The sequence below is a fragment of the Bartonella tamiae Th239 genome, from assembly GCF_000278275.1.
In the GTDB taxonomy this organism is placed as follows: Bacteria; Pseudomonadota; Alphaproteobacteria; order Rhizobiales; family Rhizobiaceae; genus Bartonella; species Bartonella tamiae.
The window spans coordinates 1,921,417-1,934,291 of the sequence record NZ_JH725147.1; the positions used below are offsets into that span (position 1 = coordinate 1,921,417).

The 12,875-nt window shown below is 38.3% G+C and carries 12 protein-coding genes; 9 read left to right on the forward strand and 3 right to left on the reverse strand.

From position 1 onward, the window contains the following. The first annotated feature begins 44 nt into the window (after positions 1-44). The 7 genes from ME5_RS08665 to ME5_RS08695 all read left to right on the forward strand — a co-directional run bounded on the left by ME5_RS08665 (position 45) and on the right by ME5_RS08695 (position 6,711). Positions 45-1,178, forward strand: coding sequence for an ABC transporter substrate-binding protein (locus ME5_RS08665; protein ID WP_008040300.1), 1,134 nt, complete (start codon positions 45-47; stop codon positions 1,176-1,178). A 38-nt stretch (positions 1,179-1,216) separates the two neighbouring features. Beyond that, complete coding sequence (locus tag ME5_RS08670; RefSeq protein ID WP_008040301.1) at positions 1,217-2,257, forward strand: ABC transporter substrate-binding protein; 1,041 nt, start codon at positions 1,217-1,219, stop codon at positions 2,255-2,257. Next, entirely contained in the window at positions 2,254-3,276 is a 1,023-nt protein-coding gene (locus ME5_RS08675; protein ID WP_008040302.1) for a FecCD family ABC transporter permease, read from the forward strand. The genes ME5_RS08670 and ME5_RS08675 overlap by 4 nt, the downstream gene beginning before the upstream one ends. After that, a complete protein-coding gene (locus ME5_RS08680) occupies positions 3,273-4,049 on the forward strand; it encodes an ABC transporter ATP-binding protein (protein ID WP_008040303.1) in 777 nt (258 codons plus the stop codon). The genes ME5_RS08675 and ME5_RS08680 overlap by 4 nt, the downstream gene beginning before the upstream one ends. A 34-nt stretch (positions 4,050-4,083) precedes the next feature. Further along, entirely contained in the window at positions 4,084-4,515 is a 432-nt protein-coding gene (locus ME5_RS08685; protein WP_008040304.1) for a pseudoazurin, read from the forward strand. Positions 4,516-4,709: 194 nt separating this feature from the next. Next, positions 4,710-5,912, forward strand: a complete 1,203-nt coding sequence (locus tag ME5_RS08690) for a pyridoxal phosphate-dependent aminotransferase (RefSeq protein ID WP_008040305.1) — start codon at positions 4,710-4,712, stop codon at positions 5,910-5,912. Between the two features lie 412 nt (positions 5,913-6,324). Then, positions 6,325-6,711, forward strand: coding sequence for an acyl-CoA thioesterase (locus ME5_RS08695; RefSeq protein WP_008040306.1), 387 nt, complete (start codon positions 6,325-6,327; stop codon positions 6,709-6,711). Positions 6,712-7,459: 748 nt separating this feature from the next. On the opposite strand, the gene ME5_RS08700 is transcribed toward ME5_RS08695, so the two are convergent. Next, the gene (locus tag ME5_RS08700; RefSeq protein WP_008040307.1) at positions 7,460-8,365 is read right to left on the reverse strand and encodes a LysR family transcriptional regulator; all 906 of its coding nucleotides are present in this window, start codon (positions 8,363-8,365) and stop codon (positions 7,460-7,462) included. 94 nt (positions 8,366-8,459) lie between these two features. Further along, entirely contained in the window at positions 8,460-9,434 is a 975-nt protein-coding gene (gene trxB, locus ME5_RS08705; protein ID WP_008040308.1) for a thioredoxin-disulfide reductase, read from the reverse strand. A gap of 301 nt (positions 9,435-9,735) precedes the next feature. Between trxB and ME5_RS08710 the strand changes: the two genes are divergently transcribed. Next, positions 9,736-11,124, forward strand: a complete 1,389-nt coding sequence (locus ME5_RS08710; protein ID WP_035000372.1) for a TrkH family potassium uptake protein — start codon at positions 9,736-9,738, stop codon at positions 11,122-11,124. Between the two features lie 72 nt (positions 11,125-11,196). Beyond that, positions 11,197-11,667, forward strand: a complete 471-nt coding sequence (locus tag ME5_RS08715) for an Lrp/AsnC family transcriptional regulator (RefSeq protein ID WP_008040310.1) — start codon at positions 11,197-11,199, stop codon at positions 11,665-11,667. A gap of 125 nt (positions 11,668-11,792) precedes the next feature. Here ME5_RS08715 and ME5_RS08720 read toward each other — a convergent pair whose 3' ends face one another. Further along, positions 11,793-12,869, reverse strand: a complete 1,077-nt coding sequence (locus tag ME5_RS08720; RefSeq protein ID WP_008040311.1) for a glycosyltransferase family 4 protein — start codon at positions 12,867-12,869, stop codon at positions 11,793-11,795. Positions 12,870-12,875 lie beyond the last annotated feature (6 nt).

Below are 12,875 nucleotides of genomic sequence, written 5' to 3' on the forward strand. Positions count from 1 at the left end.
TTTATATAAACTCAAATGCACGGTGGGTGCACAGGAGATGCGATATGCAAGAGAAAATACGCAGGGCATTTTTATGTCCTCAATACGCACAGTGCGGCCTAAAGTTTTATAAATCTTTATTTCACTATTTAATTTTCTTGAAAAGAAAGAAACAAATACAAAAGCAATTGGCAGGTTTTTTATTATTAGCGGCTATTTACAGTCTGTCGTTAATACAAGCCAAGGCACTTGAAACACATTATCCATTAAAAATGTTAAATTGCGATCGGGAAATTATTATCGAAAAAAAACCTGAACGTGTTGTTTCTGTTGGACAAAACACAACAGAAATTCTTTATTCTTTAGGTCTTGGTGACAAAGTTAAAGGGACAGCTCTTTGGTATTCTCCCGTACTTTCTCAGTTTGAAGAACTCAATAAAAAAGTCAAAGTTTTATCGCCCGATATTCCAAGTTTTGAAAGCATCATGGCTGAAAAACCAGATATCGTTGCCAGTCATCAAGAATGGGTTATTGGCCCTACCGGCAGTTCGGCAACTTATGCGCAATTTGAAGATTTTAATATTCCTGTCTATACCGCACCTTCTGATTGCATTGGCAAGGACAATTTGGCTGGTGGTGATGGTTTGCGCACTCAAGCTTTTACCATGGATATGATTTATCAAGAAATTGCAGAATTAGCCGCAATTTTTAATGTGCAAGAACGGGGAAATATTTTAATTTCTGATCTCAAGAAACGTGAAAAAGCAGCTATTGATAAAGTAAAAAATGCGACAAAGCATAAGAACAGTTCGGTTTTATTTTGGTATTCAAGTGCTGATCTTGATATCGACCCTTATGTTGCGGGGCAACTTGGCGCGCCTGGATATATTGTGTCTATTTTATGCATTAAGAATATTATCAAATCCAATCATGAATGGCCAACAGTCAGTTGGGAAACAATCGTCAAATCTGATCCAACCATTATCGTTTTGGCAGAAATGAACCGAAGACGTTTTCCTGCGGACGATATTGATGTAAAACGTAAATTTTTGAATACGGATCCCCTCACCAAACTAATGTCTGCTGTTACAAATGATCATCTCGTTATTATGGATGCTCAGTCTATGAATACAACAATGCGGACCATTGATGGGATTGAAGTGCTCGCAAATGCATTTGAAACAATGAATATTGATTGAGTTCAAACAAATTAATCGATTATTGGGGAATTTTCACAATGAAAACAACAATATATCCTATCCATCCTATTTTCATAGGCTTATATCTCTTTTTAGCTTTTATTGGGCTAGCCAAAGCTGAGCCGACACATTATCCGCTAACACTCAAAAATTGTAATCGAGACATCACTTTTAATAAACCACCAGAACGAGTGGTAGCTGTTGGGCAAAATACAACGGAAATTCTTTATTCCTTAGGTCTTGGAAATAAGGTCAAAGGCACAGCCCTTTGGTTTCAACAAGTTATGCCTGAATTTACCGCCATTAATGAGACAATTGATGTTCTTTCAAATGACACACCAAGTCTTGAATCTATCGTTTCTAAAAAACCTGATTTCGTCACCAATCAATATGAGGTCATTATTGGACCAGCGGGTGCGGCAACAACCTATCAACAATTGGATGATCTTGATATTCCCGTTTACACATCTCCATCAGATTGTTTAGGAAAAGACAATTTGGCCGGTGGCGATGGTTTGCGTTCCATACCCTTTTCTATGGAAATGGTTTATCAAGAAATTCAAGAACTTTCGCAAATTTTTGATATTGAAGAGCGTGGGCACACCCTTATTACACAGCTTAAAGAAAGAGAAAATAAGGCACGTGAAAAAGCGGCGCGATTTTCTGATCAAAAAATATCTGCCGTCGCATGGTTTTCAAGTGCTGAATTAAAAATGGATCCTTTTGTAGCAGGTCAATTGGGCGCACCAGGATATCTGTTTAAAACATTAAACATCCACAATATCGTTGCCTCGGATCATGATTGGCCTATGGTAAGCTGGGAAACAATTGCCAAAAAAAATCCATCTATCATTATTTTAGCTGAAATGAAAAGACGACGTTATCCTGGCGATGATGTTCATATCAAACGTCAATTTTTAAAAAATGATCCTGTTTTAAGTCTCATGGATGCCGTCAAACAAGATCATTTGGTGGTTTTGGATGCACAAGCTCTTAACGGCTCACTTCATACAATGGATGCTTTGGAGTTACTTGCAAATAAAATTGAGCAATTTGGTTTGGTGCGTAAAAACAAATGAAAGTTGTGATTAGCCGTGTTTTTATCGTAATTGTTGCGCTTTTTCTCATAGTTATCGCCATTGGTTTTGGCACAGCCATTGGTGAAATATCGATACCTTTTTCGACAATGTTAAAAGCACTCGCCAATGGTTTTTTTAATGCCAATTATGCAATTGATAAAATTGATGAAGGTATTATTTGGAATTATCGTCTCAACCGTGCAATTGTTGGCGCGTGTTGTGGGGCGAGCCTGTCTCTTTGTGGTGTCATTTTGCAATCTTTATTGCGTAATCCTTTAGCTGATCCCTATATCCTCGGACTGTCCGCAGGGGCTTCAACTGGTGCTGTTGCTGTCACAATATGGGGGTTGGGTGCAGGTTTTATCTCTATGTCATTTGGTGCTTTTACCGGCGCAATCTTGGCGTTTTTATGTGTTGCATTATTAGCTTTAAAATCAGGACGCAGCCCAACAGCCATTATTCTTTCCGGTGTGGCTGGTGCACAATTATTTAATGCCCTTACTGCCCTTATTGTAACAAAATGGGCAGATGCTGAAGCTGCTCGCGGTATCATGTTTTGGCTTTTAGGAAATCTTTCTGCTGTAAGGTGGTCGGATGCTTATATTGCGCTGCCAGCCACATTGGTCGCTTTTTTCATCTGTCTTTTCCATACAAGAGCGCTTGATGCTTTTACCTTTGGCTCTCAATCGGCGGGGTCACTTGGTGTTTCAATCATGCGTATTTACATTATCTTGATCGGAATTTGTGCTTTTTTAACAGCAATCATGGTATCAATGGTCGGGGCTATAGGTTTTGTTGGTCTGGTTATTCCCCATGTTGCACGTTTTTTGGTTGGTGTCCGTCATGGTGTTTTAATTCCGATGTCGGCTTTTATAGGCGCGATTTTCATGATTATTTGTGACATCGTCTCAAGAACACTCGTTACAGGACAAGTTATTCCCATTGGTGTCATCACCGCACTCATCGGCGCTCCAGCTTTTGCGATCATTCTTGCGCGTAAAAATGGGAATATGACATGATTAGAGTTAAAAATCTTGAGTGGAAAACTGGTGATAAGCATATTCTCAATGATATTTCTTTGCATGTTGAAAAAAAAGAATTTCTAGGTTTAATTGGCCCTAATGGATGCGGAAAAACATCACTTTTAAATATTATTGCAGGTCTCAAACACCCCACCAAAGGGCAAGTAGAGCTTGAAGGAGAACCTTTAACAAATCTCACGAGACGCACAATTGCCCGCAAAATGGCGCTTGTTGAACAACATGCCGATACAGGTGAGGCTATTAACGCAAAACAAACAGTTGAACTTGGAAGGACACCGCATTTAACAGCATGGACACCATGGTCGAAAGAAGATCATCATTATGTTGATGAAGCACTAAAAAAAGTAAATATGTCAGAGTTTGCAACGAGAAAATGGCAAACCCTCTCTGGTGGAGAAAAACAACGATTGCATTTTGCCCGTGCCTTGGCACAAAATCCATCCGTCATGTTGCTTGATGAACCAACCAATCATCTTGATATTCGCCATCAACTTGGCTTGTTACAATTGATTAAAGGTGAATCTTTGACCATTATAAGCGCCCTTCATGATCTCAATCATGCAGCATTTTTTTGTGATCGAATTGCTGTTTTACATAATGGGCATTTAATCACCATCGGCACTCCACGCGATGTTTTAACCCAGGAGCTTATTCGTGATGTCTTTCAAGTTGATGCTGAAATAAATTATAGTGGAGAAAAACAAATGCATATACGTTTTTTTCCACTATCCAATTCTATCATAACATAATCAGTCCAACACTCTATTATAGAAAGTCATGTCCATGCGTCTTTATATATTGATATTTATTCTTTTTGGTCTTTTTTCTACAAGCGCTTATGCAGAAACCTTTGAGGTTAAGATGCTTAATCGTGGAGAAAAAGGCAGCATGGTTTTTGAACCTGATTATCTTGAAATAAAACCAGGTGATAAGATCCATTTCATTGCCACTCAAAAAAGTCACAATGCTGCGACTATAGATCATATGATTCCACAGGGTGCATCCCCATTTAAGAGTAAAATTGATGAAGAATTGGTTGTGACATTTGATAAAAGTGGTTTTTACGGCATCAAATGTACCCCCCATTATGCTATGGGCATGGTGATGCTCGTAAAAGTTGGACAAGCAACATTTCCGCAAACTTATCGTGATATAAAATTTCCTGGACTTGCTAAAAAACGCTTTCAAGTCATATTTAATGATGCAAATCTATAAAATAAACGCGTATGTAATGCCAAAAAACTTCTTATAAATAATGAAGCATTGTCAAATTTATTTTTAACTGCAATGTGATTTAAGAGATTTCTTGCTTTTTTTTAACACTTACGACATAGCTAAAACATCTTATAAAACTATCTGTTTCTTAAGATTTATAATTCTGAATATCATCCATTCTAGGAGATAATATTATGGCTTTTATTGCCGATACGCTTTCTCGTATTAAACCCTCAGCGACGATTGCTGTTTCACAAAAAGCACGCGAGCTTAAAGCAGCTGGGCGTGATGTTATTGCGCTAAGTGCTGGTGAACCTGATTTAGATACACCTGATAACGTTAAAAATGCCGCAATTGAAGCTATAAAAGCTGGCAAAACTAAATATACACCTGTGCCGGGCATACCTGAATTGCGTCAAGCGATTGTTAACAAGTTTAAACGCGAAAATGGCCTTGATTATAAACCCGAACAAATTATTGTCGGAACAGGTGGCAAACAAATCTTATTTAATGCTTTTATGGCAACTCTGAATGAAGGTGATGAGGTCATTATCCCCGCCCCCTATTGGGTGAGTTATCCTGAAATGGTTGCTGTTAATAATGGAACGCCCATTTTTGTCGATACGCATGCTGAATTTAACTATAAATTGCAATCGAAAGACCTTGAAGCGGCAATTACACCAAAAACCAAATGGTTTATGTTTAACTCCCCTTCCAATCCCTCAGGGGCAGCTTATACACATGATGAATTAAAGAATCTTACAGATGTTTTGCTCAAATATCCTCATGTTTATATTTTAACAGATGATATTTATGAACATCTGACTTATGATAATTTTGAATTTGCCACGCCTGCAAGTGTTGAGCCAAAACTTTATGAACGCACATTGACCATGAATGGTCTTTCAAAAGCCTATGCGATGACAGGATGGCGCATTGGCTATGCAGGCGGTCCTATTGAACTCATTAAGGCTATGGATACAATTCAGGGACAACAAACATCTGGTACAAGCAGCATTTCACAATGGGCAGCAGTAGAAGCGTTAAATGGTTCACAAGATTTTATTCAACGCAATAAAAAGATTTTTCAAAAACGGCGTGATTTAGTCGTTTCCATGTTAAATCAAGCCAGCGGTCTTGAATGTCCAAGGCCAGAAGGTGCATTTTATGTTTTTCCTTCTTGTGCAGCTTTAATTGGCAAAAAAACTATTGATGGTACACTCATTAAAACAGATGAGGATTTTGTCACAGAACTCTTAAAAGCAGAAGCTGTTGCTGTTGTTCATGGTTCAGCATTTGGCGCAGGCCCTGCTTTTCGTGTATCTTATGCAACCTCTGAAAAGATTTTAGAAGAAGCATGCAAACGGATTCAACGATTTTGCGCAAGCCTAAAATGATAAACCACATCAATGATGAAACATCGTGTTTCATCATTTGGTAGGAAAATTCAGGTGACAAAAAAATTAAGAATCCATTTAATAATAGTCTTATAATTACTTTTTAAGGCTATTACAATTATAAATAAAAAGTCATGGATTAATCATTGCAATCTTCATTGAGTTTGTTCTTTTCGTGTTCGTATTTTATGCATAAATAAAAGTAGTGTATTTATGCTTGTGCATATTGATAATTTTAAAAAAACTTAAATGATATTTCCAATTTTTTATAAACGCATTTTGAATCGTATTTGATCAATATGAATTGAGTAAGAAAAAAGTGAAGGGAAAACATTAAATTGACTTTTTATTTTCGCATTTCTCTTTAAAACTTAGCAACAAATCATAACAGTTAAAGTATTTGAGAGAAAAAATGACAGAAGACATAAAACCACAAGGACAGTTAAGCTTAAAGGTATCGGCTATGCCTAAAGATGCCAATGCCGCAGGTGATATTTTTGGCGGTTGGGTCATGTCACAAATGGATTCAGCAGCCAGTCTATGTGCTTCAGAAGTTGCCCATAGCCGAGTAGTCACTGCTGGTGTGAATGCCATGTCATTTGAGCGCCCTGTAAAAGTCGGAGATACTTTAGCCATTTACACAGATGATATTCGTGTTGGCACGACCTCCATTCGCTTTCGTGTTGAAGCGTGGGCTATTCGTTATTTAAGTCATGAACTTGAACGCGTTACAGTATCTGAATTTGTTATGGTCGCTTTAGACGAATATGGCAAACCTAAACCTGTAAAAGATAAATGATAAGTTTAAACTTATCATACGAAAATACATCTTCAGGAAAAAATAATCATATTCTAAAGCTCTAAGAAAAATGAAAATAAATTCGATGTATTCTGCATGCAGTCTTTGTTTTTATTTGTATATATGACATATCACTGTCAAAGCTTTATGAATTATACAAAACAATCACTATATTTATAAGAGATTTTTATGATCTGATTATCTTTTAAAGATTATAATGCATAAATATTTAAAATTTTTACTTAAGATGAGCATTTTGTCATTTGCTTTTTCTTATAAAAATGAACGCTTTATCTAAATTTAAATGTGGCAAACACTAAAAGTCGCATATTTTATTCAAATGACTTGATAAGCTGGCCACAAATAATAACGGGTGATGAAAGAACACATATCTTACACTTAAAATTTACCTAAAATAGTACCATATCATCACAATATACTCACATCATGACATGTCATTTTAGCTATTTGAAATCATAAAAAAAAAGCCGGACAATTGTCCGGCTAAAGTTTGAAGATCTCGGCGATAATATCAGCCATGAAAATCTTCAGAGGGGAACACTCAAGAAACGCAATGGGAGGAGACGTAATCTTGAGACAGTCTTTTTATGCATCGATTAAATAAAATTTACAATAAAGTATTAAGCAAGGCAGCCATGCGTTAAACGCATGGCTAAAAGTTTTGTAAAACTAAAAAGGGTGTATAAATTTTCATAGGCAATGAAAACAAGACAGTTTGTGAATACACTTAATAAGACCATTTTCTAGCTTTTGCAAAAATATAGTCTCTAAAAGCCTTTAATTTTGCCGAATTTTTTAAAGCATCAGGATAACAAAAGAATGTATCGAATGAAGGTATTGTTGTCATTTCTGGAAAAAGACGAATAAGGTCCGTATCGCTATCAACAATATAATCAGGCAAAACCGCAATACCAAGATGACGCATAGCAGCCTTTTTAATAGAAATAACATTATTTATTCGCAAAGAAGGAACTCTCAAAGAGCCATCGCTTCGCCCTGCTGTTTCAAGCCAATTTAATCCTGCCAGATAGGTTGGCACAGGTTCACCGAAGGAAATGATCCGATGCTCATCTAGATCTTCAAGACGTTCAGGTTTTCCATGTGTTGCGATATATCCCGACGACGCATAAACATGCATATGAACAGTGAATAAACGTCGTTGAATTAAATCTGGTTGCTGTGGCTGACGCAAACGCACGGCACAATCAGCATGGCGCATAGTCAAATCCAACTCCTCATCATCAAGAAGAAGCTGAATTTGCACATCGGGATAAAGATCTAAAAATTCAGGCATACGATCAACCAACCAGCCAGAACCCATTCCAAATGTTGTTGTCACACGCAAATGACCCGTAGGTTTTTCTCGACTCTCACTTAACTTAAAGCGCACATTTTCCAGCTTCATCAAAACATCATGTGCCGTACGATAAAGAATTTCCCCTTGTTCGGTTAAAATTAATCCCCGGGCATGCCTTTGGAAAAGAGGAACACCAACATCTTGCTCAAGTGAAGAAACCTGACGCGATATAGCCGATTGAGATAGATGCAATGTTTGCGCAGCATGCGTAAAAGAACCTGCTTCAGCAGCAGCATGAAAAATTCTCAATTTATCCCAGTCTAAAGGCGCAGCCACAATCTCCCCTCCCATTTAAACGCGTTATTGAGATTATTTTAAGCCATATATTTAATATTTAAAGTGGCGCAAAATATATTGCGCCACATCATCATTATTCAGCGGCTTCATTCTGCCTACTATATATATCCAAAAAACGCTCAGCTTCAAGCGCCGCCATACAACCACGTCCAGCGGCTGTTACAGCTTGACGAAACACATCATCAGAAACATCCCCCGCCGCAAAAACGCCTGGTATATTTGTGGCTGTGGAATCAGGCGCTGTCCATAAATAGCCACCTGGTTTTTGACGCAACTGATCGCCAAAAATTTCTACGGCTGGCGCATGTCCAATCGCAATAAAAATTCCATCGGCATCAAGAAGCATTTCTCCATCTGTTTTTGTATTCTTTAAACGTGCACCTGTCACGATAGGACCAGCAGGTGGTTGTGCTGGCGTTCCAATAATTTCTTCGACCTCGTGGTTCCAAATGATACGAACATTGTCACGAGCCAGCAAACGATCTTGCATTATTTTTTCTGCTCTAAATTGATCGCGACGATGCACTATCGTGACCGTTTTTGCCAGATGCGAAAGGTAAAGTGCCTCCTCCACAGCTGTGTTACCACCACCGACAACAATAACGTCTTTACCACGATAAAAGAAACCATCACATGTCGCACAGGCAGAAACCCCACCTCCCATAAATGTTTGTTCACTTTCAAGACCAAGCCAACGCGCTTGTGCGCCTGTCGCAATAATCAAAGCATCACATGTATAAACTGTTCCAGAATCGCCATGTAAAATGAAAGGACTTTTTGTAAGGTCTGCTTTAGTTATAATATCATAAACAAATTCAGTCCCTACATGCTGTGCCTGTTTTGCCATTTGTTCAACCAGCCACGGCCCTTGAATAGGATCTGCAAATCCCGGATAATTTTCGACATCGGTAGTAATGGTCAATTGTCCACCTTGTTGCAATCCTGTCAATAAAACAGGCTTTAACATGGCGCGCGCTGCATAAATAGCAGCCGTATAACCTGCAGGTCCAGAGCCAATAATGAGTACGGGAATATGACGATCTGACATAAATTTACTTTCTCATACACCATTTCCATGCATCATTATGCATGGTGTAATAATCAATTATGATTTAAAACTTATGGCTTAGCATCTGTTTTTGCAAGGCTCGACCACTATCATATTATTTTTTGTCACAACTTGATTTAAAGAGAGTCAATATAAATATTGTCAGCGGCATAAAAGCTCGTATAAATAGAAGGTGTTATCATCACATTTTAAAAGCCAATGAACGTTAGTCTCGAGGTTTGTTATTTTTCTTTTTGTAAGCAATGTATGTGCGCGCTTTGCCCTCATTATGGGCGCAACAATGATTTTGCCAGCTTTGGTAGATCTGCGTGTTGGTAATAGTGACTGGATTGTTTTTTTACGTGCAAGTACTCTAACATTGATGTTGGCGACATTAGTATTTTTAGCAACACGTGGGAGCTCATATCGCTTTAGTGCTCGTTTAGGTTTTTTACTCACTGTCAGTCTTTGGGTCACTGGTTGCTTACTTGGTGCTTTGCCTCTTTATTTTTCTCATATTCCTTTATCATTTGCATCCGCAATTTTTGAATCCGTCTCAGGGATCACAACAACTGGAGCGACAGTTTTAAAGCAATTGGATGACTTACCACCGGGTATATTACTTTGGCGCTCACTGTTATGCTGGATAGGTGGCATTGGATTTATCGCACTTGCTCTTCTTATTTTACCTTCCCTTCGTATTGGTGGAGTACGGCTGTTTCACATGGAATCATCTGATAAATCAGAAAAAATATTTCCGCGGATCAATCAAATTGCCAATGGGATCATCGTTGCCTATGTAAGTCTAACCATACTTTGCCTTATTTGCTATTTTGCCGCGGGCATGTCACTCTTTGACGCAGCAAACCATGCAATGACAACTGTCGCTACAGCTGGATTTTCTACACATGATGCATCTCTTGGTTTTTTTTCCCAAACACCGTTAGTGCTTATTATTGCCACAATTTTTATGGTGCTTTCTGCTTTACCTTTTGCGCTTTATGTTAAACTCGTCCTTCCAGGAAAGACGAGAAAGCTCCTTGATCCGCAAATAATTCTTTTTTTTCTGATCATTGCATTTGCTAGCATAAGCTTGAGCAGTTGGCTTTATTTTCAAAACACAATGACATTTCGTCATGCTTTTTTGACATCACTCTTTCATTTTGTTTCCATCATAACAACAACTGGTTATACGTCTGAAAATTATTTACTATGGGGTCCTTTAGCGATTGGCTTTTTCTTTATCGCTTCTTTCATAGGAGGCTGCGCTGGTTCGACAGCAGGTGGCATAAAAATTAACCGCCTCATTATTTTTTGGGGTGTTTTAAAAGCCGCTTTCACTCAACTATTGTCTCCCAATAGTATCGTCAAAGTGCGTTATGGTCATTTTGATGTTTCACAAAACATTATAATGACAGTATTATTATTTTTATGCCTATATATCTTCTCACTTATTGTAGGTGCAACACTATTAATGATAACAGGGCTTGATATCATCTCAGCTTTTACAGGTGCATTAACTGCATTGTCCAATATTGGACCGGGATTTGGTTCAAAAATCGGGCCAGTCGGAAACTTTTCAACAATTGAAGACCCTGCATTATGGGTCTTAAGTTTTCTTATGTTGATTGGCAGACTAGAAATTGTAACAGTTTTCATCCTTTTCACACCAGCTTTTTGGCAAAAATAGTTTTATTGCGTGACGTTTGTGTCTGGCAATGATAGAGCATAAGGAACCATAACAGAAATAAAGCTAGAATTGATGAAGATAAACGCCGATCTTGATTCCATCGACTGGAAGATTCTTAAAGAATTACAAAATGATGGACGCATTACAAATGTCGAACTGGCTTCAAAAGTCGGCATGTCTGCACCGCCATGCTTACGTAGGGTCAAACGCTTGGAACAAGAAGGAATTATTAAAAGTTATCAAGCTATTTTAAACGGCGCTATTATTGGTCAGGATCTTGTTGCTTTTTGTTTTGTTGGACTTCACCGACAATCTGAAGCTGATTTGCGTGGCTTTGCAGCAATGGCCTATAAATGGCCACTGGTTCGCAAAGCGTGGATGGTTTCAGGCGAATCTGATTTTCTATTGCATTGCGTGGCGTCTGATTTAAAAAGCTTTCAAAGTTTTGTTATTGAGCAATTAACGGCGGCATCGAATGTAGGATCTGTACGCACGGCTTTGACTATACGTGTAATTAAAGACGACCCACTGTTTATTTTATAGTGTATCTTCGAAAGAATTTTAAAATATAGTGTCAATATAAAGCTTATACTTTTTATCATTATGAGAGAATAAACTCTAAAACAACTGCCCTTTCTAACAATGTCTTTTAAATTTTTATCGCAAATCTATATTTTATGATGTTTTTTTGCACCATCTTCTGTGAAAATGGTTTCATAAACTTCATTAATGGCACGTGCTTCTTTTTCCAAAGGAAAATGTTTGCGCACATGTTCAAGTGCATATTCACCAGCAGCAAGAGTGGCAACAGGATTTGCTAAATAAGGCTCAATCGCAGCTGTCAATGCTGCACCATCTCCCGCTTCAACTACACTTCCTGCACCCTCTACCACAAGTTCACTATATGCACCCGCATCACTTGCGACAATTGCAGTTTTTGATGCCATGGCCTCAAGTGGTGTCAAACCAAAACCTTCATTACGCGACGGGGCAACATAAAGACTGACCCTTTTATACCAAATACTCACATCATCCACTTCACCAAGAATAAAGATACGATCTGCCAAACCTGCTGCAGCAACTTTTACGCGCAAATTTTGTTCAAATTTTTGATGCTCAGATGTTGTTCGCCCTGTAATAACAGCTGTCCATTCAGGATATTTGGGTAAAAGCGCAATCATTGCATCAACAAACAGATCCGTTCCCTTTTGATGACGAACACGCCCAAAACATCCCACTGCAAATTTTCCAGGCATTTTAGTCGCATTAAAATAATCGTTTGTATTTTTCGGTGGTGCAAATTTTTCTAAATCAATGCCATGCATAATCACTTGATGATGCACTTCTAAATAAGAACCTGAACGTTTGCTCGTGGCAATGACTTTATCCATCCGCCGAATGAGCCATTTTGTGTAAGCTTTGTGATGGCGTTGAGCTGCAGAGGTAAAAACCAAACGTAATTTCATCCGTAAAACATCCCGCATAAGGATGCCTGCCAGCATTTCAACATTACGACGTGCATGCCAAATGCGAAATGTCCGATTTTGTGGTTTTTGCCAAAAAGATAAAAGATTTCCCCACCCTATTGAAGCCAAAGAATGGGGAAGACCAGGTCCAAGCGTAGCAATATGTTGACCCATTTTTCTTTGAAGAGGAATCAATTGCACAATAGTCGATGTGACACCTGACAACCGTTTTTTAAAGTTAGGCGCAATAATTTCTGTTTCTTCAACAGGCACACGCATAGTAAG

Coding starts and splice junctions, on each gene's coding strand:
- ME5_RS08665 (WP_008040300.1), top strand. CDS start 45: ATGCAAGAGAAAATACGCAGGGCATTTTTATGTCCTCAATACGCACAG.
- ME5_RS08670 (WP_008040301.1), top strand. CDS start 1,217: ATGAAAACAACAATATATCCTATCCATCCTATTTTCATAGGCTTATAT.
- ME5_RS08675 (WP_008040302.1), top strand. CDS start 2,254: ATGAAAGTTGTGATTAGCCGTGTTTTTATCGTAATTGTTGCGCTTTTT.
- ME5_RS08680 (WP_008040303.1), top strand. CDS start 3,273: ATGATTAGAGTTAAAAATCTTGAGTGGAAAACTGGTGATAAGCATATT.
- ME5_RS08685 (WP_008040304.1), top strand. CDS start 4,084: ATGCGTCTTTATATATTGATATTTATTCTTTTTGGTCTTTTTTCTACA.
- ME5_RS08690 (WP_008040305.1), top strand. CDS start 4,710: ATGGCTTTTATTGCCGATACGCTTTCTCGTATTAAACCCTCAGCGACG.
- ME5_RS08695 (WP_008040306.1), top strand. CDS start 6,325: ATGACAGAAGACATAAAACCACAAGGACAGTTAAGCTTAAAGGTATCG.
- trxB (WP_008040308.1), bottom strand. CDS start 9,434: ATGTCAGATCGTCATATTCCCGTACTCATTATTGGCTCTGGACCTGCA.
- ME5_RS08710 (WP_035000372.1), top strand. CDS start 9,736: ATGATTTTGCCAGCTTTGGTAGATCTGCGTGTTGGTAATAGTGACTGG.
- ME5_RS08715 (WP_008040310.1), top strand. CDS start 11,197: ATGAAGATAAACGCCGATCTTGATTCCATCGACTGGAAGATTCTTAAA.
- ME5_RS08720 (WP_008040311.1), bottom strand. CDS start 12,869: ATGCGTGTGCCTGTTGAAGAAACAGAAATTATTGCGCCTAACTTTAAA.